General features: G+C 61.9%; 21 protein-coding genes. 5 read left to right on the top strand and 16 right to left on the bottom strand.

Annotated features, from left to right (window positions below):
• The first annotated feature begins 15 nt into the window (after positions 1–15).
• The 3 genes from BM110_RS02120 (at position 16) to rpoS (ending at position 2,808) form a co-directional block, all read left to right on the top strand.
• The gene (locus BM110_RS02120) at positions 16–651 is read left to right on the top strand and encodes a protein-L-isoaspartate(D-aspartate) O-methyltransferase (RefSeq protein WP_170856035.1); all 636 of its coding nucleotides are present in this window, start codon (positions 16–18) and stop codon (positions 649–651) included.
• 209 nt (positions 652–860) lie between these two features.
• Positions 861–1,697, top strand: a complete 837-nt coding sequence (locus BM110_RS02115) for a peptidoglycan DD-metalloendopeptidase family protein (RefSeq protein ID WP_092241185.1) — start codon at positions 861–863, stop codon at positions 1,695–1,697.
• A 106-nt stretch (positions 1,698–1,803) separates the two neighbouring features.
• Positions 1,804–2,808, top strand: a complete 1,005-nt coding sequence (rpoS, locus tag BM110_RS02110; protein ID WP_025855149.1) for an RNA polymerase sigma factor RpoS — start codon at positions 1,804–1,806, stop codon at positions 2,806–2,808.
• Between the two features lie 212 nt (positions 2,809–3,020).
• Here rpoS and BM110_RS02105 read toward each other — a convergent pair whose 3' ends face one another.
• On the bottom strand, positions 3,021–3,230 hold the full coding sequence (locus BM110_RS02105) for a cold-shock protein (RefSeq protein ID WP_002554837.1): 210 nt from the start codon (positions 3,228–3,230) through the stop codon (positions 3,021–3,023).
• Positions 3,231–3,619: 389 nt separating this feature from the next.
• Between BM110_RS02105 and dcd the strand changes: the two genes are divergently transcribed.
• Together dcd and BM110_RS02095 are read left to right on the top strand one after the other, a co-directional pair.
• Positions 3,620–4,186, top strand: a complete 567-nt coding sequence (gene dcd, locus BM110_RS02100; RefSeq protein ID WP_071488817.1) for a dCTP deaminase — start codon at positions 3,620–3,622, stop codon at positions 4,184–4,186.
• Positions 4,187–4,294: 108 nt separating this feature from the next.
• Positions 4,295–4,492: a hypothetical protein gene (locus BM110_RS02095; protein ID WP_058425267.1), complete on the top strand. Its 198-nt coding sequence runs from the start codon at positions 4,295–4,297 to the stop codon at positions 4,490–4,492.
• Between the two features lie 3 nt (positions 4,493–4,495).
• Here the strand turns inward: BM110_RS02095 and pdeM are convergent, their stop codons facing one another.
• The 15 genes from pdeM to BM110_RS02020 all read right to left on the bottom strand — a co-directional run bounded on the left by pdeM (position 4,496) and on the right by BM110_RS02020 (position 23,715).
• Complete coding sequence (gene pdeM, locus BM110_RS02090; protein ID WP_093512207.1) at positions 4,496–5,146, bottom strand: ligase-associated DNA damage response endonuclease PdeM; 651 nt, start codon at positions 5,144–5,146, stop codon at positions 4,496–4,498.
• Positions 5,146–7,626, bottom strand: coding sequence for a ligase-associated DNA damage response DEXH box helicase (locus tag BM110_RS02085; RefSeq protein WP_093512205.1), 2,481 nt, complete (start codon positions 7,624–7,626; stop codon positions 5,146–5,148). Before BM110_RS02085 ends, pdeM begins: the two co-directional genes overlap by 1 nt.
• Before the next feature lie 56 nt (positions 7,627–7,682).
• Complete coding sequence (locus BM110_RS02080) at positions 7,683–8,447, bottom strand: ABC transporter ATP-binding protein (protein ID WP_016973168.1); 765 nt, start codon at positions 8,445–8,447, stop codon at positions 7,683–7,685.
• Positions 8,448–8,460: 13 nt separating this feature from the next.
• Entirely contained in the window at positions 8,461–9,579 is a 1,119-nt protein-coding gene (locus BM110_RS02075; RefSeq protein ID WP_093512203.1) for a succinylglutamate desuccinylase/aspartoacylase family protein, read from the bottom strand.
• A 9-nt stretch (positions 9,580–9,588) separates the two neighbouring features.
• Complete coding sequence (locus BM110_RS02070; protein WP_071488822.1) at positions 9,589–10,299, bottom strand: ABC transporter permease; 711 nt, start codon at positions 10,297–10,299, stop codon at positions 9,589–9,591.
• Positions 10,296–11,024: an ABC transporter permease gene (locus BM110_RS02065; RefSeq protein WP_071488823.1), complete on the bottom strand. Its 729-nt coding sequence runs from the start codon at positions 11,022–11,024 to the stop codon at positions 10,296–10,298. The genes BM110_RS02070 and BM110_RS02065 overlap by 4 nt, the downstream gene beginning before the upstream one ends.
• A 57-nt stretch (positions 11,025–11,081) precedes the next feature.
• The gene (locus BM110_RS02060; protein ID WP_014717255.1) at positions 11,082–11,861 is read right to left on the bottom strand and encodes a transporter substrate-binding domain-containing protein; all 780 of its coding nucleotides are present in this window, start codon (positions 11,859–11,861) and stop codon (positions 11,082–11,084) included.
• 250 nt (positions 11,862–12,111) lie between these two features.
• A complete protein-coding gene (locus tag BM110_RS02055; protein ID WP_093512201.1) occupies positions 12,112–13,746 on the bottom strand; it encodes an ATP-dependent DNA ligase in 1,635 nt (544 codons plus the stop codon).
• Positions 13,743–14,747, bottom strand: coding sequence for a ligase-associated DNA damage response exonuclease (locus BM110_RS02050; RefSeq protein ID WP_093512199.1), 1,005 nt, complete (start codon positions 14,745–14,747; stop codon positions 13,743–13,745). The genes BM110_RS02055 and BM110_RS02050 overlap by 4 nt, the downstream gene beginning before the upstream one ends.
• A gap of 199 nt (positions 14,748–14,946) precedes the next feature.
• Entirely contained in the window at positions 14,947–17,388 is a 2,442-nt protein-coding gene (locus BM110_RS02045) for a penicillin acylase family protein (RefSeq protein WP_093512197.1), read from the bottom strand.
• A gap of 103 nt (positions 17,389–17,491) precedes the next feature.
• Positions 17,492–18,136 (bottom strand): glutathione binding-like protein, encoded by a 645-nt coding sequence (locus BM110_RS02040; RefSeq protein ID WP_093512195.1) that lies wholly within the window; start codon positions 18,134–18,136, stop codon positions 17,492–17,494.
• Positions 18,137–18,241: 105 nt separating this feature from the next.
• Positions 18,242–19,027: an ABC transporter ATP-binding protein gene (locus BM110_RS02035; RefSeq protein WP_093119300.1), complete on the bottom strand. Its 786-nt coding sequence runs from the start codon at positions 19,025–19,027 to the stop codon at positions 18,242–18,244.
• Positions 19,024–20,082, bottom strand: a complete 1,059-nt coding sequence (locus BM110_RS02030) for a FecCD family ABC transporter permease (protein WP_093512193.1) — start codon at positions 20,080–20,082, stop codon at positions 19,024–19,026. Before BM110_RS02030 ends, BM110_RS02035 begins: the two co-directional genes overlap by 4 nt.
• Positions 20,079–21,191: an ABC transporter substrate-binding protein gene (locus BM110_RS02025; protein ID WP_071488830.1), complete on the bottom strand. Its 1,113-nt coding sequence runs from the start codon at positions 21,189–21,191 to the stop codon at positions 20,079–20,081. Before BM110_RS02025 ends, BM110_RS02030 begins: the two co-directional genes overlap by 4 nt.
• 130 nt (positions 21,192–21,321) lie before the next feature.
• Positions 21,322–23,715, bottom strand: a complete 2,394-nt coding sequence (locus BM110_RS02020; RefSeq protein ID WP_093512191.1) for a TonB-dependent receptor — start codon at positions 23,713–23,715, stop codon at positions 21,322–21,324.
• Positions 23,716–23,879 lie beyond the last annotated feature (164 nt).

The raw sequence follows: 23,879 nt of genomic DNA, 5'->3' as shown, positions 1-23,879 counted from the left end.
CGTCGCGGCATCGGGATGACGTCCCAGCGTACCCGCGAACGCCTGATCCAGCGCCTGTACGAAGAAGGGTTGTCCAACGCTCAGGTGCTGGAAGTGATCCGGCGTACGCCTCGCCATCTGTTTGTCGATGAAGCCCTGGCTCACCGAGCCTACGAAGACACAGCGTTGCCCATCGGCCATAACCAGACCATCTCCCAACCGTACATGGTGGCGCGCATGAGCGAACTGCTGCTGGCGGCGGGGCCGTTGGACAAGGTGCTGGAAATCGGCACCGGCTCCGGCTACCAGACCGCCGTGCTGGCGCAACTGGTGGAGCGGGTGTTCTCGGTCGAGCGCATCAAGGTGCTGCAAGACCGGGCCAAGGAGCGTCTGGTGGAGTTGAACCTGCGCAACGTGGTATTCCGCTGGGGTGACGGCTGGGAAGGCTGGCCGGCGCTGGCGCCGTACAACGGCATCATCGTCACCGCTGTGGCCACCGATATCCCGCAAGCGTTGCTCGATCAACTTGCCCCAGGCGGACGCCTGGTGATCCCGGTGGGCTCCGGCGAAGTGCAACAATTGATGCTCATTATCCGTGAGGACGAAGGCTTTTCCCGGCATGTGCTGGGGGCCGTGCGTTTTGTGCCGTTGCTCAATGGGCCGCTGGCCTGATCATTTGTTCGCGGGCAGTGAATTCTGTTGGCGGGGATGTGTCTTACGGCGGGGTCCATCGAGTCAACATGATCGGGAGTCGGAATTAAACGCGATGAATGTTTCGTTTCCGTCGTGTGCCGGTAAAACTCCAATGCCCAGTTATACTTGCGTCATATTTCAAGCCTGATACAGGCATTCATGTTCAGCCACCACAAAGGGAGCGGCGGGTGAGTCTCACAGGTCTTGCGCAGCGTATGAGTAAAACAAGCTTTCATCGACTGGTGCTTGGCCTCGTCTTCAGTTCCGTGCTGGTCGGCTGCTCCAGCTCGCCAAGCAGCGGCGCACGGGTGGTTGACCGTAACAATGCCGTCCCGCAAAAGCCGACGGTGACCACCGGGCAATACGTGGTGCGCAAAGGCGATACATTGTTCTCGATTGCCTTCCGGTATGGCTGGGACTACAAGGCGCTCGCAGCCCGTAACAATATTCCCGTGCCCTACACGATACATCCCGGTCAGACGATTCGTTTCGACGGCCGCACCGGTTCTGCGCCTACGGCAGTTGTGACAAACACCGGATCTTCGCCGTCGTCCTCCAGCAAAACCACCATCATTACCCGGCCTGCAGGCACCGCGGCGCCCGCTCCTGCAAGCAAGCCGGCACCCGCGCCGTTGCCACCTGCCGGGCCTGCACCGACCGGTTGGGGATGGCCCTCAAACGGAGTGCTGATTGGAAAATTCTCTTCAAACGGTAGTTTGAATAAAGGCATTGATATCGCCGGAGATTTGGGACAGCCTGTTTTAGCTGCGTCTGATGGGACAGTGGTGTACGCCGGGAGTGGTTTACGGGGCTACGGCGAGCTGGTCATCATCAAACACAGCGATACCTACGTCAGTGCTTACGGTCACAACCGCAGGCTGTTGGTTCGGGAGGGGCAGCAGGTCAAAGTCGGACAGACAATTGCCGAAATGGGGTCAACTGGTACAGACCGGGTGAAACTGCACTTTGAGATTCGCCGTCAAGGGAAGCCTGTAGATCCACTGCAATTCCTACCCCGTCGTTGATATGTTGCACAGCCTGTTCCCTCACGTAGAAGGAACAGGCTCCAGCGTTGCCAAGGATAAAGGCGCCGCTTGAGCTTGAGGTCGAACTCACCAAAGGACTATAACAATGGCTCTCAGTAAAGAAGCGCCGGAGTTTGACATCGACGATGAGGTTCTCCTGATGGAGACCGGTATCGCTACGGAATCGATGTCGAATGAGGGACCTGCTGTACCTTCAGTTCGCACCAAATCCAAGAACTCCACCGCGTTAAAGCAACACAAGTACATCGACTACACACGGGCGCTCGATGCGACCCAGCTGTATCTCAATGAAATCGGCTTTTCCCCTCTGCTGACCCCCGAAGAAGAAGTCCATTTTGCGCGCTTGTCGCAAAAGGGCGATCCGGCTGGGCGCAAGCGCATGATTGAAAGCAACCTGCGCCTGGTGGTGAAAATCGCCCGACGCTATGTCAATCGTGGGCTGTCCCTGTTGGACCTGATCGAGGAAGGCAACCTGGGTCTGATCCGGGCAGTGGAGAAGTTCGACCCTGAGCGGGGTTTCCGCTTTTCGACCTATGCCACCTGGTGGATTCGCCAAACCATCGAACGGGCGATCATGAATCAGACCCGCACGATCCGGTTGCCGATCCATGTGGTCAAGGAGCTCAACGTCTACCTGCGGGCAGCGCGTGAGCTTACTCAAAAACTCGATCATGAACCTTCGCCCGAAGAAATCGCCAACCTGCTGGAAAAACCGGTAGGGGAGGTCAAGCGCATGCTGGGCCTCAACGAGCGTGTGTCTTCGGTCGACGTCTCGCTGGGTCCGGATTCGGATAAAACCCTGCTGGACACCCTGACCGATGATCGTCCTACGGATCCTTGCGAGCTGTTGCAGGACGATGATCTGTCCCAAAGCATTGACCAGTGGTTGTCGGAGCTCACGGACAAACAGCGCGAGGTGGTGATTCGCCGCTTCGGCCTGCGTGGCCATGAGAGCAGCACCCTGGAAGACGTAGGCCTGGAGATCGGCCTGACCCGTGAGCGGGTACGGCAGATCCAGGTAGAAGGGCTCAAGCGCTTGCGCGAGATCCTGGAGAAGAATGGCTTGTCGAGTGAGTCGTTGTTTCAGTAACGACCCAGCTTTAACGCTTGAATGTGGGAGGGGGCTTGCCCCCGATAGCGGTGACTCAGTCAAATCTTTATTGACTGACACACCGCAATCGGGGGCAAGCCCCCTCCCACATTGGTTTTATTCAGAGTCTTATAGGGGGCATAGGGTCAAATCCCAGGCATAAAAAAACCCCGCTTTTAAGGGCGGGGTCTTTTTGACTGAGTCAGTACAAGTTAGATAACTTGAACTTCTTCAGCTTGCATGCCTTTCTGACCGCGGGTAGCGATGAAAGAAACCTGTTGGCCTTCTTTCAGGCTTTTGAAGCCGTCGGATTGGATAGCTTTGAAGTGAACGAACAGGTCGTCACCGGATTGTGGAGTGATGAAGCCGAAGCCTTTTTCATCGTTGAACCACTTAACGGTACCAGTTTGGCGATTAGACATGGTGTATCTCCTTGGACAAAGTTAACTGCGACTCAGGAAAAGCCCTGGCCGAGACTGAGTGCAAAGAGCAGGAAAAATTCTTGGAGATGGTTGGATCGAAATTCAACATATCGTGTAGAGATTCTCAGTGACACAAGCAGCACAGTGGCGCCACCTTAACCCTTTTTCCGGAACGTGCCAATGGTATTTCCGAAGGTTTCTCCATTTTCGTGACTGGCGGTGGTATTTCCGGTCACCCTGCACGTCAATGCGGGTCCCGGCCCCGCTGGCTGCGGCTCATAGCAGCAGGCGCGTTCATCAAGAAAAGCCGCGTGGCCTTTGAACCCCAACGCCGGCCCCGGTAAGATGCCCCACAGAATTTTTCCACCTCGCTATTCAGGACACCCGCCATGAGCATCAAATCGGACAAGTGGATTCGCCGCATGGCGCAAGAGCACGGCATGATCGAACCGTTCGTCGAGCGCCAGATCCGTGGCCAAGGCGATGCCCCGGTGATTTCCTACGGTGTTTCCAGCTACGGCTACGATGTGCGCTGCGCCGATGAGTTCAAGGTGTTCACCAATATCAACTCGGCGATCGTCGATCCGAAGAACTTCGACGAAAAGAGCTTCGTCGACATCAAGAGCGACGTGTGCATCATCCCGCCCAACTCCTTCGCCCTGGCGCGCACCGTGGAGTTCTTCCGTATCCCGCGTGACGTGCTGACCATCTGCCTGGGTAAAAGCACCTACGCGCGCTGCGGCATCATCGTCAACGTGACGCCGCTTGAGCCGGAGTGGGAAGGCCACGTAACCCTCGAGTTCTCCAACACCACCACCTTGCCGGCGAAGATCTACGCCAACGAAGGTGTGGCGCAGATGCTGTTCCTGCAGTCCGACGAGGCCTGTGAAGTGTCCTACAAAGACCGTGCCGGCAAGTACCAGGGCCAGCGCGGCGTCACCCTCCCACGCGCTTGATCGAAAGGTCTTACATGCTAAGGGAATTAGTCTGCAGAAAGTGACTCTATCTAGGTGTACTGCCTCGGCGCGTGTAAAACGTGCCGGGCCACGCTTGAGGAGTACCTTATGAAGCTCGACCCGCGAATCAGCGCAGAACTTGCCCGGCTTGAACCCAACCAGATTGGCGTTCTGGCCTGGTCCCTGATGGCCGACCCCGCATATGGGGGCGGCATCCCCGGCCAACCCGAGCCGGACTACCCACAACCCACCGAACCCGGTGAGCCGACCCTGCCGGACGAGCCACCACCCGCACCTGTCGCCTGATACCTAGCCCACTGGCCACACCTCCTGATCACCGACCACATAGAGTCGGTGGTCATTGGCCTGTTCCACCGCAAAGCCACCGGTAAACGCACCGAACGCCGGCAACAAGCTTACCCGCGTCCCGATCTGAAAGCAGGGCAACCGTAGGCTTTGCCGGCCCTTGCCGCGCAAGCGGTACACCGGATGCACATGCCCCGCCAGCACGTGGTGGCTGGGGTGGGCGTCAGGTTCGTGCTGCAAGGCAAAGGGGCCCATCAGCAGTGGTTCCGGAACCACTTCAATCCTCAGGTCCAGCGGTGGGTCACCGGCGCGTTTATCGTGATTGCCGCGCACCAGCGTCAGGGCCAGCGCGGGATGGCGCTCGCGCCAGGCCCGCAAGGCGCCCAGGGTGCCGCTGGCGTGAGAGCCGGGACCATGCAGGAAGTCGCCAAGAAAGATCACCTGCGCGCACCCATGCGAAGCGAGCAGCCGGTCCAGCCGCTCCAGATTGGCAGTGGTGGTTCCTTGCGGCACCGGCTGCCCCAGGCTGCGGTACGCCGAGGCCTTGCCAAAGTGCGCATCGGCAATCAACAGGCACCCGCGCGCAGGCCAGTAGATCGCCTTGTCTGCCAGCAACCACAATTGCTCACCCTCGAGCGTTATCGAACAGACCATCAGCGCTTCCCGTTATCCGCGACCTTTTCCAGGTCCTTGACCATCCTTGCAATACGCTCCGAGAGTTTTTCCGAACTCATGCTTTCGCGCATCCGCTCGACCAGCAGCGGAAAGGCCAGGGGAGTCGGCCGTTCGATCCGGTGCAGGTCCAGCTTCAACGCCGACAGATGACGCAACGTCACTTCCAGCCGACGAATATCCAACTCATCGCGCAGGACTTCTTCCCCAGCCTGAGTCAGCAACAGGTTCTGCGGGTCGTACTGTTTGAACACCTCGAAGAACAGACCGCTGGACGCCTGCACCTGCCGCGTACTTTTCGGCGCACCGGGGTAGCCGGCGAACACCAGCCCGGCGATGCGTGCGATCTCGCGAAAGCGGCGCAGGGCCAGTTCCCCGGCATTCAGGCTGGCGGCCACGTCTTCCAGTAGGTTCTCAGGACTCAGCAGCGTGTCATTCAACAACACCGGCCAATCCACAGGCGTGGCGCTCAGCAACTCCAGCCCGTAGTCATTCACGGCAATCGAAAACGTCACCGCCTGCCCCTGGCTCACCCGCCACGCCAACAGACTCGCCAGCCCCAGGTGCACCTGGCGCCCGGCGAACGGATAAAGAAACAGGTGCCAGCCTTCCCGCGATTTCAGCGCTTCGGCCAGCAGATGCTCGCGTGTCGGCAGGCCCGACCAACGCAACTGCGTCTGTAACAACGGTTGCACCGCTTGCATTTCCGGCCCCTTGAAATGCCCGTGCGCCGCCGCATCAAAGCGCTCCACCACCGCCTGGGCCAGCTCGTTGGAAAGTGGCATGCGCCCGCCATTCCAGCGCGGCACGGCGGCTTTTTTGGCGGTGCTGCGGCGCACGTAGGCGGTCATGTTTTCCACGCGCACCAGCTCCAGCAGACGCCCGGCGAACAGGAAACCATCCCCGGGCTTGAGCCGCGCAATAAAACCTTCTTCGACACTGCCCAGGTTCTTGCCGCCCCCGCCCTTGCTCCAGTATTTCAAATGGATGCTCGCGTCACTGACGATGGTGCCCACGCTCATGCGGTGACGGCGCGCCAGACGGGCATCGGGGACACGCCAGACGCCCTGTTCGTCCGGCTCCACGCGACGGTAATCCGGATAGGCCGTCAGCGACAGGCCGCCATGGCGCACAAACCCCAGGGCCCATGCCCAGTCTGCGTCCGTGAGGTCACGGTACGCCCAGGCCCCGCGCACTTCCGCCAGCAGCGCATCTGGCGTGAAGCCACCGCCCAGCGCCATGCTCACCAAATGTTGTACGAGTACATCCAACGGTTTGTGCGGCGATTCCCGCGCTTCGATGCGCCGCTGGGCAATCGCATCCTGGGCCGCCGCCGCTTCCACCAGTTCCAGGCTGTGGGTCGGCACCAGCGTCACCCGCGAGGGCCGCCCCGGCGCGTGCCCCGAGCGCCCGGCGCGTTGCATCAGGCGTGCGACGCCTTTGGCCGAGCCGATCTGCAGCACCCGTTCCACCGGTAGGAAGTCCACCCCCAGGTCCAGGCTGGAGGTGCACACCACGGCCTTGAGCTGGCCATCCTTCAACGCCCGTTCCACCCAGTCGCGGGTTTCCCGAGACAGCGAGCCATGGTGCAAGGCAATCACTCCAGCCCAGTCGGGCCGGGCGTCCAGTAACGCCTGGTACCAGATTTCCGACTGGGCCCGGGTATTGGTAAACACCAGGCAACTGCTGCTGCTTTCGACCTCGGCCACTACCTGGGGCAACATCTTCAAGCCGATGTGCCCGGCCCAGGGAAAGCGCTCGGCGACCGGCGGCAGCAAGGTGTCGACCTTTAACTCTTTGGCCGTTTGCCCCTGTACATTGATCCCGTCGCCTTGCGGGACTAACACCTCCAAGGCATGGGATTGGTTACCCAAGGTCGCCGAAATGCCCCACACTATCAGTTCCGGATGCCAGCGCCGCAGCCGCGCCAGTGCCAATTGCAACTGCACGCCGCGCTTGTTGCCGATCAATTCATGCCATTCATCCACGATCACCATGCGCAGGTGCGCCAGGCTCACCTGGCTGTCGGCGCGGGCCAGCATCAGGGTCAGGCTTTCCGGGGTGGTCACCAGCGCGGTCGGCTGGCGACGGGTCTGGCGAGCGCGCTCGCTGCTGCTGGTGTCGCCGGTGCGCAGGCCGATGCTCCAGGGAATCTGCAAGGCTGCAAGCGGTGCTTCGAGGGCGCGGGCGGTGTCGGCCGCCAGGGCACGCATGGGCGTGATCCACAGCACCGTCAGCGGTTCAGCGGGTGGTTTACGTTTACCCACAACAGGCGGGCGAGTGATGGCAAAGCGATTGAGCGCTGCAAACCACAGCGCGTAGGTCTTGCCGGCGCCGGTGCTGGCATGCAGCAACCCCGACTGGCCGCCCTTGACCGCCGCCCACACCTCTTTCTGAAAAGCGAACGGCTTCCAGCCTTTGGCGGCAAACCACTGTTTGGCGAAGTCGATGGGTTTTGCCATGGGGCGGCGGAACTCTGGAAGGTCTATTTCACAGACCTTCCAGAGCGCGCAAAGGTTTACTTCAAATTGCCACTCAGGAACTGCTGCAAACGCTCGCTCTTCGGATTGCCCAGCACATCCTCCGGCGCGCCTTGCTCTTCCACCAGGCCCTTGTGCAGGAACAGCACCTGGCTCGACACCTTGCGCGCAAAACTCATCTCGTGGGTCACCATGATCATGGTGCGACCTTCCTCGGCCAGGCCCTGGATCACCTTCAACACTTCGCCCACCAGCTCCGGGTCGAGGGCCGAGGTGGGCTCGTCGAACAGCATCACCTCCGGCTCCATCGCCAGGGCGCGGGCGATGGCGACGCGTTGCTGCTGGCCGCCGGACAGGAACGCCGGGTATTGATCGGCCACGCGTGCCGGCAGGCCGACCTTGTCGAGGTAGCGACGGGCACGGTCTTCGGCGTCCTTCTTGCTGCAACCCAGCACCCGGCGCGGAGCCATGGTGATGTTTTCCAGCACGCTCATGTGGCTCCACAGGTTGAAGTGCTGGAACACCATGGCCAGGCGCGTACGCAGGCGCTGCAGTTCGGCGTCATCGGCCACGCGCATGCCGTGGCGGTCGCTGACCATGCGGATCGGCTGGCCGTCGAGGGTCATCGCGCCGTCGTTGGGGGTTTCCAGGAAGTTGATGCAGCGCAAAAAGGTGCTCTTGCCCGAGCCACTGGCGCCGATCAGGCTGATCACGTCACCGGTCCTGGCCTTGAGCGACACACCTTTGAGCACCTCATTGTCGCCATAGCTTTTATGCAGGCCTTCAACGGTCAATTTGTACATGGGGCGTGCATCCTCAAGGCGAAAGTAGGTAGCCGCTGCGGTAGGCCTCTAAGCCTGCGACATGGCCGATGACCATCCCGGCAGTGGCCATGCGGCGCAGCGAACGGGCGTAAAGCAGGCCGGCCTTCTGGCAGTGCACGGGCGTTACGCGGTCGGTAATGGGGTCGATGATTTCGGCGATCAGTTGCCCGGCTTCCAGGTATTCACCGGGCAGGGCGCTGAACACCAGCAGGCCGCCCACCGGCGTCGCCACCGGTTCAACGCCGGCCAGTGGCGTGGCGGGGTAGGGCATGTCCGGCAGCGGTGCGACATCGCCGGCAATGGCGCCGAAGTGAATCAGGTAATCGATGATCGCCTGGCAGTCGAGCGCCGCCAGGCCATGGTTGACGTCGCCTTGGCCGCGCAGCTCGACGGTCACCGAAAAGCTGCCCATGGGGATCGGGAAGCGCTCGCCGAAGCGTTGCTGCAACTGCCACCACACCAGGGTGAAGCACTCGTCGAAGGATTGCCCGCCGGAGTCGGTGGCGAGCAGATTCGCCTCCGAGCCGATATAGCGCGCCAAGGGTTCCACCTGCGGCCAGGCCTCGGGCGTGGTGTACAGGTGCGCCACGGCTTCGAAGTCGCAATGCAGGTCCAGCACCATATCGGCGTCGCAGGCCAGGCGTTGCAGCACCAGGCGCTGGGACTGCAGTTGGGTGTCGGCGCTTTGCTCTGCGAGGGCGGTGGACAGCGCGCTGCGGATCCGTTCGACGTTGTGCCGGGGATCACCCCCGAGTAACTCCTCGACCTGGTCACCCACCGCTTCACCGAGGTCGACAAACCGGCGATTGAAGTTCTGCCCGCTTTCCAGTTCGTAGCGGCCCAGCGGGATGTCCATCAACACCTGTTCCAGGCCGACCGGGTTGGCGATGGGCACCAGCACGATTTCACTGCGCAGGCGACCGGCGGCGGCCAGTTTCGCCAACTGCACCTTGAGGTGCCAGGCCACCAGCATGCCCGGCAGTTCATCGGCATGCAGCGACGACTGGATGTAAATCTTGCCCTCGGCCTGCTCCGGGCCGAAGTGAAAACTGTGAATCTGCCGCGCCGTGCCGGGCACCGGCGCGATCAACTCATGAATCTGATGCCGCATGAACGCTCCTTAATGGCTCGGCCCGAGAAAGGCCAGCCAACGGCGCTCCGCCAGACGAAACAGACCGACCAGGGCAAAGGTCACGGTCAGGTAGATCAGCGCAGCGATACCGAATGATTGAAAGGTCATGAAGGTGGCCGAGTTGGCATCCCGCGCCACTTTGAGGATGTCTGGAATCGTCGCGGTGAAGGCCACCGTGGTCGAGTGCAGCATCAAAATCACTTCATTACTGTAGTAGGGCAGCGAGCGACGCAACGCCGACGGCATGATCACGTAGGCATAGAGCTTCCAGCCGCTGAGGCCGTAGGCTTTGGCCGCCTCGACTTCGCCATGGGCCATGCTGCGGATCGCCCCGGCGAAAATCTCCGTGGTGTAGGCGCAGGTGTTGAGGGCGAAGGCCAGGATGGTGCAGTTCATCGCGTCGCGAAAGAACGCATCCAGCAACGGTTGTTCGCGCACGGCGGCGAGGCTGTAGATGCCGGTGTAGCAGATCAGCAACTGGATATAGAGCGGCGTGCCCCGGAACAGGTAGGTATAGAACTGCACCGGCCAGCGAATCAGGCGCTTGCGCGACACGCGGGCAATGGACAGCGGGATTGACACCAGGAAGCCGATGACCAGGGCGGCGCTGAGCAACCACATCGTCATGGCCAGGCCGGTGATGTGCTGGCCGTCGCTATAAAGGAAGGGGCGCCAGTATTCCTGCAAGAGTTCGATCATCGCACGGCCTCCCGGGCGCCAGCGGAGTAGCGACGTTCAAGGCGGCGCAAGACGAAGTTGGACGCGCTGGTGATCAACAGGTAGATCAACGCGGCGAGGACCAGGAAGTAGAACAGTTGGTAGGTGCTCTTGCCGGCATCCTGGGCGGCCTTGACCAGGTCGGCCAGGCCGATGATCGACACCAGGGCCGTGGCCTTGAGCATCACCATCCAGTTATTGCCGATACCCGGCAGGGCAAAGCGCATCATTTGCGGGAAGGTCACGTAGCGAAACCGCTGCCCGCGCTTGAGCCCATAGGCGGTAGCGGCTTCCAGCTGGCCACGGGGCACCGCGAGGATCGCGCCGCGAAAAGTCTCGGTGAAATACGCCCCGTAGATAAAGCCCAGGGTGATCACCCCGGCGCTGAACGGGTCGATCTCGATGTATTCCCATTCCATGAAGTCGGTCAGGCCGGTAAGCCAGGTTTGCAGGCTGTAGAAAATCAGCAGCATCAGCACCAGGTCGGGCACGCCGCGAATCAGGGTGGTGTAGAGCTGGGCGGGGATGCGCAGGAAGGGCAGGCTGGAAAGTTTGGCGCTGGCGCCGAGCAGGCCCAGCACCACGCTGACGGCCAGGGACAGTACCGACAACTTGATGGTCATCCAGGTGCCTTGCAGCAACAGCGGGCCGAAACCCTTCAGGCTGAGCGCGCTCAACCCGAGGGTTTGCAACAGTTCTTCGAACATAAATCAGGACCTATGGCGATAAAAAAGCGCCCCTCCCAGGGAAGGGCGCTCCAGGCATTATTTGCCGCTGTACAGGTTCAGATCGCCAAAGTGTTTCTTCTGGATGGTGGCGTAGGTGCCATCATCGTGTAACGCTTTGATACCTTTATCCAAAAGCGCCTTCAGTTCAGTGTTACCTTTTTTGATACCGATGGCGGTTTTGGACGGCAGCAAAGGGTCGTCGATGGCCGCGCTGACTTCGTAACCGGCACCGGCCGGCGACTTCAGAAAGCCCAGTTCGGCTTGCAGCATGTCCTGCACGGAGGCGTCGAGACGGCCGGAGGTCAGGTCGGCGTACACCTGGTCCTGGTTGGCGTAGGCCTTGGTGGTCACACCGGCTTTATCCAGCACGGCCTTGGCGTAGGCTTCCTGGATGGTGCCCTGCTCGTAGCCTACGGACTTGCCCTTGAGAGACTCAGGTGTCGAGTAGCCCGCGCCTTTCTTGAACACCAGCGAGGTCGGGCCAGAGAACAGTTCGCTGGAGAAGTCGATGGCCTTTTCACGCACCGGGGTCACGGTCATGGACGAAATCACGCCGTCGAACTTGTTGGCTTTCAGGCCTGGAATCATGCCGTCGAAATCGCTTTCGACCCACTTGCACTTCACTTTCAGCTCGGCGCAGATCGCATTGCCCAGGTCGATATCGAAGCCCACCAGGCTGCCGTCCGCTGCCTTGGATTCGAATGGCGCGTAGGACGGATCGACACCAAAACGCAGTTCCTTGTATTCCTTGGCCGTGGCTACACCCGCGGCCATGCACAGAGCCAGTGCAGAAAGGGTCAGCAATGCTTTTTTCATTATGGAATCCCTGGAAACCAAGATAAGCGCTTGTGGCGCGTTTAGGACTGTTACTGAACGGTGTCAGACGGATCACAAGTAGCAATTTCTGCACCATAGTTCCGAATGAGCGTTTTAAAAGGTGGGACAAGGGAGATCTGAGTGTAGGAGATGCCCGAAAATGGGCACTGAAAACTGGGTGCACCATTTCGGGTCGTAAAGGAATTCAGATGTTGGAGGGGGCTTGCCCCCTCCCACCTGTTGATCGGTGTCAGGTCAGCAGGTCTTGCAGGGTGGCAAGGCTGTCGGCCTCATCCACCGCCTTATCCTGCCGCCAGCGCAACATCCGCGGAAACCGCACCGCAATCCCGCTCTTGTGCCGCTTGGACAAGGCAATGCCCTCGAACCCCAGCTCAAACACCATGCTGGGCGTGACACTGCTCACCGGGCCGAACTTCTCTACGGTGGTTTTGCGCACAATCGCGTCGACCTTGCGCATTTCTTCATCGGTCAGCCCGGAGTAGGCCTTGGCAAAGGGCACCAGCGTGCGTTCGCTGCCGGGCGGGCCGTCCCACACCGCGAAGGTGTAGTCGCTGTAGAGGCTGGCGCGCCGACCGTGGCCGCGCTGGGCGTAGATCAACACCGCGTCGACGCTGAACGGGTCGACCTTCCACTTCCACCACACGCCCATGTCCTTGGTGCGGCCGACGCCGTACAGGCCATCGCGGGCCTTGAGCATCATGCCTTCCACGCCCAGGCTGCGCGAAGCTTCGCGTTGTTCGGCCAGCGCTTGCCAGGTGGTTGCGTTCAGCAACGGTGAGGCGAGCAATACCGGTTGGTTGCACTGGGTGACCACCTGCTCAAGCTGGGCGCGGCGTTCGGCCTGGGTATGGTTGCGCCAGTCGTCGCCCCGATGTTCCAGCAGGTCGTAGGCCAGGATTGCCACCGGCGCATCCTCCAGCACTTTCTTGCTCAAGGTCTTGCGGCCGATCCGCTGTTGCAGCAGGGCGAAGGGTTGCACTGCGTCCTTCCACACCACGATCTCGCCGTCGATCACCGTGCCGTCCGGTAACCCACTCACCAGGCTGTGAAGTTCGGGAAAACGTTCGGTGACCAGCTCTTCGCCACGGGACCAGATCCACAGGCGCCCGTCGCGTTTGACCAGTTGTGCGCGGATGCCATCCCATTTCCATTCCACCTGCCAGTCGGTGGGGGCACCGAGCAGCGCGTCGAATTGCTCCACCGGTTGCGCCAAGCCATGAGCCAGGAAAAACGGATAAGGCTGGCCGCCCCGTTGTGCATGCTCGTCGGACGATTCGGCAGCGATGAGCTTGAGGTAGCCCTCAGCGGTCGGACGATTGGACAGGTCGGTGTAGCCCACCAACCGCTGCGCCACACGCTTGCTGTCGAGATCGGCCATGGCGGCGAGGGCACGGGTAACCAGCAACTTGGACACGCCGACGCGAAAGCTGCCGGTGATCAATTTGATGCACACCATCAAGCTGGGTTGATCCAGTTGCGCCCACAACGCCGGCAGGCGCTCAGCCAATTCCAGGGGAGGCAAGCCGCGCAATGGCAGGAGTTTTTCCTCCAGCCATACGGCCAGGCCGTCCTCTGAGGTGTAGGTAGATTCTGGCAGCAGCAGGGAAATGGTCTCTGCCAGGTCACCCACTGACTGGTAGCTTTCCTCGAACAGCCACGGCTCGATGCCGGACGCTTCTGTGGCCATGTCCCGCAGCAGGCGCGTCGGCACCAGTTGCCGTGGCCGTCCGCCGGACAGGAAATACACGGCCCAGGCGGCATCTTCTGGCGCGGCATCCCGGAAGTAGGCTTGCAACGCAGCCAGCTTGGCGTTGCTGGAAGTGGTGGCGTCTAGATTCGCGTACAGCTCGGCAAAGGCCTTCATGCGCCGGCCTCTTCTTCGTCATCGCCGTATTCGGTGGTGAAGCCCTGGGCATCCAGGCCTTTTTCCCGCAGATGGCGCACCAATACGCCGACAGAACCGTGGGTGACCATCACCCGCTCGGCGCCGGTCTGCTCGATGGCCCACAACAGGCCGGGCCAATCGGCGTGGTCCGAGAGCACAAAGCCCCGGTCGACTCCACGCCGCCGCCGGGTGCCGCGCAGGCGCATCCAGCCACTGGCGAAGGCGTCGCTGTAGTCGCCGAAGCGTTTGATCCAACTGCTGCCGCCAGCGGAGGGTGGGGCGATGATCAAGGCTTGGCGCAGCAATGGGTCGGTCTTGTTGAAGTCGCCGGCGTAGAGGGTTTCAGGGATATGGATGCCGGCCTCGCGGTACACCCGGTTCAACGGTTCGACCGCGCCGTGGCTGAGGATGGGCCCGATGCTGGCGTCAATGCCATGCAGGATACGCTGGGCCTTGCCGAACGAATAACAGAACAACACGCTGGCCTTGCCGGCGGCGATGTTGGCCTGCCACCAGTCGTTGATCCCGGCGAAGATCTGCGCCTGGGGCTGCCAGCGGTAGATCGGCAGGCCGAAGGTGGATTCAGTGATAAAGGTGTGGCAGCGCACCGGCTCGAACGGCGCGCAAGTGCCGTCGGGCTCGACCTTGTAGTCGCCGGACGCGACCCAGACTTCGCCCTGGTATTCCAGGCGCACCTGAGCCGAGCCGAGCACATGCCCGGCCGGGTGGAAACTCAAGGTGACGCCGTGGTGCACCAGTGGCTCACCGTAGGCCAGGGTCTGCAGGTTGATGTCCTGGCCCAGCCTGGAGCGCAGGATGCCTTCGCCGGGGGCCGCCGCCAGATAGTGCTGGTTGCCGGTGCGGGCGTGATCGCCATGGGCGTGGGTGATGACCGAGCGTTCCACCGGGCGCCAGGGGTCGATATAGAAATCTCCGGCGGGGCAGTAGAGGCCTTCGGGGCGGGCGATGACAAGGTCCATGGGGTGACCGGGGGAGGTGGGCTTGTTACTTATGAGGCGGGTGTGGGCTGGGAAGTTCTATCTGAATGCATGCAGTCCAAATGTGAGAGGGGGCTTGCCCCCGATAGCGGTGTATCAGCTAGCCAAGGTGCAACTGACCCACCGCAATCGGGGGCAAGCCCCCTCTCACATTAGATCCAGGTTTTTCAGGAAAGCCGGGTTACTTGCCGGGTGTCAGGGTCAACCTGGCCTTCCCGTACACCTTCTCGAAGTTCTGCGGCTGCATCGGGAAGCTCAGGTATTGCGCCTTGAGCGACGGGTCGATGCCATTGGCATAGTTCGGGCTGGCCGGGTTGCCGGACTGGCCGATGCCACCCTGGCCCATCATCGGTTCCACCTGGCCGAAATCGACGATCAGGCGCAGCGCGGGCACCTGGGTGGTGGCGAAGTCCTGTCCCCAGTTGTAGGGCGCCGGGTTCAAGGTGTTGTGGTCGCCACCGGAGGCCAGTGGGCCACGAATCACCTGGCCATTGGCGTTTTTCCAGGTGGTGGTGTGCAGTTTGCCCCACTGCCAGGCCTTGTGGTCGGCGCCCAGCTGACTGTCGCCGGCGCTGATCGCGGCGGCCAGGCTGCGGGCGAGAATCGCCGGTTTGTCTTCTTTCTGCGGCGTACGCACGTCATCCCAGAACGGGCTGTCTTCGCGGCCCAGCAAGTGATCGGCCTGGGCGGCATAGGACAGGCTGGCGTTGCTGACAAAGGCTTTCCAGCTGGCGCTGTTTTCCGGACCCAGCTCGTCGAGGAAGATCTGTTTGGTGCTTTCCTGCAGGAACAGTTCATAGAGCGCAGCGTCGGCGGAGGTCGACACCAGGCGACCGTCGAAGGCCATCAGGCGACCCAGCGCTTCACGGGCCTTGGCCTGTTCCGCCGCCGGCAGTGCGTCAATCGCCTGTTTCAGCGGCTGGGCCATGCCCGGCGCCTGGAACATGCTCTTGAGTTTGGCGGCGAAGGTGGTGGTCTGGTCGTACTGCATGGCGATCAGGCTGCGGCTGTCGTGCTTGCCGGCATTGGCCAGTTGCGCCAGGCGCTCGCTGCGCTCCGGGGCATCCCAGGAATTGGACAGTTGCATGCCATAGCCACGCGGCGCGGTGCGCTGGTTGGCGGTGCCGATCCAGCCTTGGGCCGGGTCCTGGTCATAGGGATGCAGCATGGCGTCGGCGTAGCCATCCCAGTCAAACCGCGTGTCCCAGCCCGGCGACGGCAGCAAACCTTCGCCTTCGCGGCGGTTGGGGAAACGGCCGGTGACTTGCCAGCCAATGCTGCCGGCGTCGGCGAAGATCATGTTCAACGCGATGGCACGGATTTCCCGGGTTGCGTCCGAGGCCTTGCCGATGGTTTGCGCGCGGGATAGGTCGAAGAACGCATCCAGGCTCTTGTCGTCCTTGAAATCGGCGGTTTGCAGGGCCAGGCCCAGACCGGTTGTCAGCGCCTGGCTGCTGTTGAGCAGGGCGCCGTGACGGGTTTCGTACACCACTTCGCGGATCGAGCGCTGGCCTTTGACGAAGTAGGTTTCGTTACGCACGCCCGCCGGCAGCCATTTGCCGTTGTTCTCGTAATACAGCGCACTGCCCTGGCGTCTGACTTTTTCGAGGAACAGGTCTTGGGTGTCGCCCTTGACCGTGCTCATGCTCCACGCGACTTTGCCGTTGAAGCCGGACAGCAGCGTCGGCAGGCCGGCAATCGAAGCGCCGGCGGCCTGGTATTTCGGTGCGCGGATCTGCACGTAGCTCCACGGCGACGGTGCCTGCGGCTGGGCGGCGAGGTCGCCCGCCAGCAGGCTTTTACCGCTGCGGCTGCGCTGTGGGCCGATCGCCCAGTTGCTTGAGGTGGTGACCGCCAGGGCGTTGAGGCTGCTCAGTTGCTGGCTGACCGCGTCCAGCCCGGCCAGGCCGGTGATCTGGCCCAGGTTCACGCCCTTGAGTTTTTCGGCCTCGGCCAGCGGGATCGCTTCATCCGGCGCGCTTGGGGTGAGCCAGGCGAGTTTGTCGACGCCGACTTTCTGCGCCAGCACCAGCGACGAAATCTCTTCCTGCAGGTTGGCCGACTCGCTGAAATTCAGCAGGCAGAACAGCAGCGCCGAATCTTCCGGCTTCCAGTACTCGGGCTTGTAGCCGGTCTGGGCCAGGTCCGGCGGCAACTTGTCGCGGTAGCGGAACAGGTAGGCGTTGACGCCACGCGCATACACTTCAAAGAAGCGCTTGAGACGCGGGCTGGAGGCGTTGTACAGCTCGCCGGCGCTTTTCTTCAGGTTGACCGCGCGCATGAAGCGGTCGACATCCAGCACTTCAGGCCCGGACATTTCCGCCAGGCGGCCCTGGGCCAGCAGGCGCAGGGTGACCATCTGGGTGATGCGATCACTGGCATGCACGTAACCGAGGCTGAACAGCGCGTCATGGAAGGTGTTGCTTTCGATCAGCGGCATGCCCTGGGCATTGCGGCGTACCGATACATTCTGCGCGAGGCCTTTGATCGGCTGTACGCCGGCAACCGGCGGCAGGGTGTCCTGGGTGCTCTGGAGCTGGCAACCGGCCAGGCTTAACGCGCTGGCCACTGCCGCGGCAACGCCGAACCGGGGAAGAAAATGTGAGAGGGCTGGCGAGGCCATGGCAAAGCTCCTGCGGGGGGGTAGCGTCAGTAAAGGCGCTACGTTAGTGAGCGCGGCGAAACGACGCAAGCGGGAGCCATGCCTTATTTTCAGCAATTGCGTATCAAGACTTGGGCGGGTTGACTTGCTGCACCAGCTCATACGCCCGGACCGTCGCCGGCCGTTCCTTGATGCTGTTGAACCAGCGATGCAGGTGTGGGAAATCTTCCAGGCGCTGGCTTTGCCATTTGTGGGAAACAATCCAGGGGTAGATCGCCATGTCGGCAATGCTGTAGTCCTCGCCCGCGACGAACGCACGGTCCGCCAGGCGCCGGTCGAGCACCCCGTAGAGGCGTGCGGTTTCATCCACGTAGCGTTTGATCGCGTAGGGGATTTTCTCCGGGGCGAACTGGCTGAAGTGATGATTCTGCCCCGCCATCGGGCCCAAGCCGCCCATTTGCCAGAACAGCCATTGCAGTACTTCCTGGCGACCGCGCAGGTCTTTTGGAATGAACTGGCCGGTTTTTTCCGCGAGGTACAACAGGATCGCGCCGGACTCAAACAGGGAAATCGGTGCACCGCCGTCGGTCGGGGTCTGGTCGACGATGGCCGGGATGCGGTTGTTGGGAGCGATCTTCAGGAAGTCAGGCTTGAACTGTTCACCCTGGCCGATGTTGATCGGGTGCACCTTGTAGGGCAGGCCGGCTTCTTCCAGGAACAACGATATTTTGTGGCCGTTGGGGGTGGTCCAGTAATACAGGTCGATCATGAAGCTCTCCAAAAGTGGTGATGCTTGAACGGATGCCTGTAGGTATAGGTAATGTTGGGCGTGCGAAAATTCAATGAAACATTTGCGCATACCCTTAGAAGCAAATCAAAAAGCGCCATCCACCAACACCTGCAGCGACTGCTCTGAACAGCGCTCGATGCGCGCCCGCACGCGATACACCTCGGCAAACAACAGCGGATTAAGCACCTCGTTTGCTGCGCCACTGGCGTACAAGCGACCTTGGCGCAGCACGGCAATATGGTCGGCAAAACGTGCGGCAAGGTTGATGTCGTGCAACACCACCACGGCGATCAGGTTGTGTTCGCGCACCAGCCCACGCACGCACTCCATGACTTTCAATTGGTAATTGAGGTCGAGGGCGCTGGTGGGTTCGTCCAGCAGCATCACTTGGGGGCGCCGTGCAATCAGTTGTGCGAGGCTGACCAGTTGGCGTTGGCCGCCCGACAGCGTGTTTAACCACTGATCGGCCAGGTGCGCGATGCCAATGCGCTGCAATGCCTCGAAGGCTTCGCGCAGACAGGCGTCGTTGGACAATGGAAGGCCGTCCACAGAGGTGACGCGCAACGCAGCAATCACGCTCTCCATTACGCTGAGGCTCAGGCCCGGTGGCAGGTTCTGCGGCATGTAGGTCACACGCCTGGCGCGCTCGGCCACGGACATGGCTGACAGGTCGAGGTCACCCAGTCGTACGACACCGTGCATCTTTTCCAGCCCGGCCACGGCGCGCAGCAAAGTGGACTTACCGGCGCCGTTGGGGCCGATCAGGGCGGTCAGGCTGCCGTGGGGCAAGGTCGGCAGGCTCAGGTCATGCACGATCTGCCGGCGGCCATAACTCACATTGGCGTTGCGTACGCTTAACCCTTCGCTCATAACTGCCTCCCGCGCTTGAACACCAGCATCACGAAAATCGGCACGCCCACCAACGCCGTGACGATGCCCACCGGCACGCTCATACCGGGCATGATCAGCTTGCTGGCAATCGACGACAGCGCCAGCAACAGCGCGCCGGTCAGGGCGCTGGCCGGCAGCAGGAAGCGCTGGTCTTCACCCACCAGGATCCGCGCGATATGCGGACCCACCAGGCCGATAAAGCCGATGGTGCCGACGAACGCCACGGCGGTAGCCGACAACAGGCTGATGCGCAGCAACGAGAAAAACCGCAGACGCTTGACGTCCACGCCGAAGCTTTGCGCGCGGTCTTCGCCCATGCGCAGCAAGGTCAGGCGCGGTGCGGCGGCGAAGGAAAACGGCAACACCACCGCGACCACCAGGGCCAGGATACCGAGCTTGTCCCAGTTGGCCCGGGTCACGCTGCCCAGGGTCCAGAACACCAGTTGTTGCAGCACATCCTCGGTGGCCACCAGTTGCAACAAAGCCACCACCGCGTTGCAACTGAATACCAGGGCGATGCCGAACAGCACCAGGCTCTCTACGCCGGCGCCCCGCAAGCGCGACATGGCTTGCAGCAAAAACACCGAGGCGGCGGCGAAGATGAACGCCGAAATGGAAATCGCCGTATTGGCCGACACCCACAAGGTCGTCACCGGGAACACAATCACCAGGGATGCCCCCAGCGCCGCCGCCGACGACACGCCCAAGGTAAACGGGCTGGCCAGCGGGTTGTTCAAGATCGCCTGCATCTCCGCCCCGGCCAGCGACAACGCACAGCCCACCAGCACCGCCATCAACGCGTAGGGCAGGCGCACGCTCCAGATGATCACCTGGTCGGTGGCGCTGAGGTGGGACGGGTGCGCAATCCCGTCAAGCAAGGCCAGCAGGCCCATGCCGGACGGGCCGCTGGCCAGGTCCACCAGCATGGCGCACACCAGCGCCATGCCCAGTAGCGCCAATAGCCAGGCACGCCGCGCCAGCAGGCGGCGATAGCCGTGGGTGGCTGAGGCGAGGTCGAGGGTTTGCGTGGTCATTTAGAGGTGTCGATCCAATAGGCACCCTGCAACGGCATCCCCAGGAATTGCTGGTTGATCTGTTCCATGGTCGCCTGCGGGTCCAGCTTGGCGAACAAGTGCGGATGCACCCACTTGGCCAGCGACTCAATCGCCAGCAGGTTGTACGGCGAGTTGTAGAAGTCATGCCACAGGCCGTGGGCATTGCCTGCGCGGATGGCACGCAGGTTGGCGAACTCGGGGCGCGCCAATACGCGGTCAAAGGCTTCACGCGCCTCGTCATGGCTCACGCCGGCACCCAGGATCAGCCCCGGCTTGTGGTTACCGGTGGCGACATAAATATCCGGGTCCGCTTTCAAGGCGTATTCCACGCTGATATCCCCCAGTGCCCCCGGTACCACATCGGCGGCGATGTTGCGCCCGCCCACCAGCTTGATCACTTCCCCCATGCCACTCTTGCCCGTGGTGTGCCCCGGCGCTTGCCAGGCGCCGGCCAGCAGTTCGAGGAACACGCTCGGACGCGGGCCGGCCGGCAAGGTGGCGACCGCGTCGGTGATGACCTTGAGGTGCTGGTCATAGAAATCCAGGAAAGCCTTGGCCTGGGCTTCGCGCCCCAGCGCCTGGCCCAGCGCGTTCATGCTGGTGTGGGTGCCTTGCACCGGGTTGATGCGAAAGTCGACGAACAGCACCGGGATGCCCGCCTTGGCCAGCACATCGGCGACCGGGCTGTGTTCAGTCGGGCCGTGGCCAGAAATGCTGAACACCGCCAGGTCGGGTTTGAGCGAGAGGATTTCCTCGGCGCTGACGCTTTGTTCCGACGCCTGGCCGATCAGCGGGATGTCTTTCACGCTGGGAAATTTCGCCACGTAGGCGTTATAGGTGTGCTGGTCCAGCAGCTTCAAATCGTTCTGCCAACCGACGATGCGTTGGAACGGCGCATCGCGGTCCAGCAGGGCAAACGCCGAAATCAAGCGGCCTTCACCGAGGACCACGCGCTTGACGTTGTCCGCCACGTCGACCTTGCGCCCCAGCACATCGGTGACTTCATGGGCGGCAGCGGTTTCGGCATGGCCGAGGACCAGCGCGGCGAACAGCACGCACAGCTTGAGGACATTACGGGGTTTCAACATGGCGGGAACTCCAGGTGAAGGCGGCGCATCAGGTATCGCTCCAGCGCCGCAAGGGGTTGTGAGGCAAGGCGGCCAGGCAGGTGTCGACTTCGCAGGCGTTGAGCAGTGCCGGGATCTCGACCAGCACGGTTCAGAACTCATAGTCGACGCTGGCAGTGAGGGTGCGCCCGGCGCCCGGAATGCCGTAGAGCTGGAAGCCATCGAGGGACGCGCCGACCTGGCTGTAATAGAACGTGTTGAACACGTTGTTGAGGTTGAGGTTGACCGTGGTGTCCTTGTTCACCTTGTATTGCGCGGCCAGGTTGCTCAGCCAGTAGCCGGGGGCTTTTTCGTGGTCGCGGGTGTAGATCGCGTAGACCCCGGACGGGCCGTTGGCGTAGCTGCTGTTGTTGTTCAACCCCCCGACGTATTTGTTGTCGGTGTAGCGGCGCCGGCCCACGTATTGCTCGCCGTAGCTGAGGCTCAGGGCGTCGGTGACGGCGTAGGTGGTCCACAGGTTGGCGGTCAGGTCCGGGACGTTCTTGGCTTCGGCGCCTTTGTTGATGCCTTTGGTCTGGGTGCTCTTGAGGGCCGAGAAACCGCTGTAGGCGGTCCAGCGTGGGGTGATATTGCCTTGCAGGCCCAGCTCGATGCCGTCGACGCGCTTGGCGGGCAGGGCGCGTACCGGGGCGGATTCGCCGTCCTGGTATTCCCAGGCGTTGTCCAGTTCGGTGCGGAAGATCGCCGCCGTAACGTTGAGCATGTCATGGGCGATGTCCCACTTGGTGCCCAGTTCATAGGTCTTGGATTTGGCCGGGCTGTAACGACGGGTGCTGGCCGCGCCGTAGATCTGGTTGTTGGTGGACGCGCCCAGCGCCGAGGGCTGCGCCGCCTGGCTGTAGGACACATAGATGCTGCCATTGGGCAACGGTTTGAACACGGCGCCAACCCGACCGCTGACGGCACCGTCGGTACTGCTGATCGTCGCCTGGCCGCGCTGGCGGGTTTCGGCGCGCCAGTTGTCGTAGCGCAACGAGCCGAGTACTTGCCACTGCTCGTTGAGGGTGAGGGTGTCGCCCAGGTAGAGACCGGCGTTTTCGATCACCGAGCGCGGGTCGCCTTCGCCTTTGGTCACGTAGGTGCTGGCGAAGCTGTGGCTGGGGTCGTGCATATCAAACAGCATGTTGCCTGCCGGCACTTCGGCGTTGCGTTTCAGGCCGCCGTAGGTCTCGTGATAGAACTCCAGGCCGCTGACCACCGCGTGCTGCAGGCTGCCGGTGGTGAGGTTGAAATTGAAGTCGGTCTGGTTGTCCAGGATGGTGTAGCGCTTGGACAAACCAAAGTCGCTGCCGCGCAGGATGCCGTAGGCGGTGTTGCTGTTGTTTACGTAGTCGGTGTAGGCATTCACCGTGCTGCCCGGCACTTGGCTGATCGGGCCTGCGCCGGTGTAGCCCAAAGTCGCACAGCGGGTGCCGGTGCAGGTCTTCTGGCCGCTGGCGTTGGCGGCGAAGAAGCGCGCCGGCGAGAGCACGGCGAAGTTGTCGCTGCGTTCCCAGCGCGTCTGGTTGCGCAGGTTGGCGTCGTTCCAGGCGAAGTCATGCTCAAAGCGCGCCGTGAGCGAGGTGGTTTTGTTCTCTTGGGTGTAGAGGTGGGAGTCGCCGTACCAGTTGGAGCGTTTCACGCCCGGCATGCGGTCGCCGTTGGTGCCGCGCTGGATCGGCACACCGCCGTCCGGGGTGTTGGTGTCTTTCTGGTAGAAGGTGTCGATGAACAACCGCGTGTCGGTGCCCAGGCCGAAGCCGAACGAGGTGGCAATGCCCCAGCGGTCGTAGTCCACATCGTCGCGTTCGGCCACCTGGTTGTAGTGCTTCATCAGGTTGATGCGCACGGCGCTGGTGTCGTTCAGCTGTTTATTCAGGTCGGCAGTGAGGCGGCGGTAGCTGTCGGTGCCGATCCCGGCCGAGACTTTGTTGGCATCGCCCAGATGCGCTTCCTTGCTGACCAGGTTGACGCTGCCGCCCACGGCCGAGACCCCGGACTCGATGGAACCGGTGCCCTTGAACACTTCGGCCTGCTGCAGGTTGAAGGTGTCGGTGCGCGTGGACATGCCGGCATCGCGCACACCGTCGACGGTCAGGCTCTGCTCGGAAGAAAAACCGCGGATCGAAAACAGGTCGCCCCAGCCCAGGTTGCCCTCGCCGGACATAAAGGTAATGCCCGGGACATTGCGCAACACTTCCTGCAAGGTCTGCGCGTTCTGCTCCTTGAGCACCTGTTGCGGCACGATGGTCACGCTTTGCGGTGCGTCCAGCAGCGGCTGGCTGATCTTGGCCGAGGTGACGCGGTCCACCTTGAAGGTGGAAGTGGCTTCGCCGTCGATCTTGATTTCCGGCAGGCTCAACACCGAATCGCTGGACGTGGCGGTTGGGGCGCCAGCCAGGGCCACCGGTGCGACGCTGCCGGCAGCCAGCAAACCGAACATCGGTGCCAGGGTGGTGTGCCGCGTGTGGCGGTGAGGCGTGGGCAATGATAGGGGCAATGACATGGTAGCGTCCGAGTCTAAATTACAATTACTCTCATTTAGGTTCGATAGTCTAAAGAGCGATTCCTCCTGCCATACCCCAGGTTTGTATCGCTGATGCGTGATTAGGGTTTCCCACAACATTCCATTACATTTGCCTGCGCTGCCGGCTGAACTTTCGGCTATTT

This window comes from Pseudomonas sp. NFPP28, assembly GCF_900115535.1.
GTDB lineage: Bacteria > Pseudomonadota > Gammaproteobacteria > Pseudomonadales > Pseudomonadaceae > Aquipseudomonas > Aquipseudomonas extremorientalis.
The sequence above is the reverse complement of the archived record's forward strand: the minus strand, read 5'-3'. Positions and strand labels throughout refer to the sequence as shown.

Bases quoted from the DNA above. Each gene is read 5' to 3' on its own strand.
- dcd (WP_071488817.1), top strand. From the start codon at position 3,620: ATGAGCATCAAATCGGACAAGTGGATTCGCCGCATGGCGCAAGAGCAC.
- BM110_RS02035 (WP_093119300.1), bottom strand. From the start codon at position 19,027: ATGAGCGAAGGGTTAAGCGTACGCAACGCCAATGTGAGTTATGGCCGC.
- BM110_RS02060 (WP_014717255.1), bottom strand. From the start codon at position 11,861: ATGAAAAAAGCATTGCTGACCCTTTCTGCACTGGCTCTGTGCATGGCC.
- BM110_RS02070 (WP_071488822.1), bottom strand. From the start codon at position 10,299: ATGATCGAACTCTTGCAGGAATACTGGCGCCCCTTCCTTTATAGCGAC.
- BM110_RS02095 (WP_058425267.1), top strand. From the start codon at position 4,295: ATGAAGCTCGACCCGCGAATCAGCGCAGAACTTGCCCGGCTTGAACCC.
- pdeM (WP_093512207.1), bottom strand. From the start codon at position 5,146: ATGGTCTGTTCGATAACGCTCGAGGGTGAGCAATTGTGGTTGCTGGCA.
- rpoS (WP_025855149.1), top strand. From the start codon at position 1,804: ATGGCTCTCAGTAAAGAAGCGCCGGAGTTTGACATCGACGATGAGGTT.
- BM110_RS02065 (WP_071488823.1), bottom strand. From the start codon at position 11,024: ATGTTCGAAGAACTGTTGCAAACCCTCGGGTTGAGCGCGCTCAGCCTG.
- BM110_RS02030 (WP_093512193.1), bottom strand. From the start codon at position 20,082: ATGACCACGCAAACCCTCGACCTCGCCTCAGCCACCCACGGCTATCGC.
- BM110_RS02040 (WP_093512195.1), bottom strand. From the start codon at position 18,136: ATGATCGACCTGTATTACTGGACCACCCCCAACGGCCACAAAATATCG.
- BM110_RS02080 (WP_016973168.1), bottom strand. From the start codon at position 8,447: ATGTACAAATTGACCGTTGAAGGCCTGCATAAAAGCTATGGCGACAAT.
- BM110_RS02120 (WP_170856035.1), top strand. From the start codon at position 16: ATGACGTCCCAGCGTACCCGCGAACGCCTGATCCAGCGCCTGTACGAA.
- BM110_RS02105 (WP_002554837.1), bottom strand. From the start codon at position 3,230: ATGTCTAATCGCCAAACTGGTACCGTTAAGTGGTTCAACGATGAAAAA.
- BM110_RS02055 (WP_093512201.1), bottom strand. From the start codon at position 13,746: ATGAAGGCCTTTGCCGAGCTGTACGCGAATCTAGACGCCACCACTTCC.
- BM110_RS02085 (WP_093512205.1), bottom strand. From the start codon at position 7,626: ATGGCAAAACCCATCGACTTCGCCAAACAGTGGTTTGCCGCCAAAGGC.
- BM110_RS02025 (WP_071488830.1), bottom strand. From the start codon at position 21,191: ATGTTGAAACCCCGTAATGTCCTCAAGCTGTGCGTGCTGTTCGCCGCG.
- BM110_RS02075 (WP_093512203.1), bottom strand. From the start codon at position 9,579: ATGCGGCATCAGATTCATGAGTTGATCGCGCCGGTGCCCGGCACGGCG.
- BM110_RS02045 (WP_093512197.1), bottom strand. From the start codon at position 17,388: ATGGCCTCGCCAGCCCTCTCACATTTTCTTCCCCGGTTCGGCGTTGCC.
- BM110_RS02050 (WP_093512199.1), bottom strand. From the start codon at position 14,747: ATGGACCTTGTCATCGCCCGCCCCGAAGGCCTCTACTGCCCCGCCGGA.
- BM110_RS02020 (WP_093512191.1), bottom strand. From the start codon at position 23,715: ATGTCATTGCCCCTATCATTGCCCACGCCTCACCGCCACACGCGGCAC.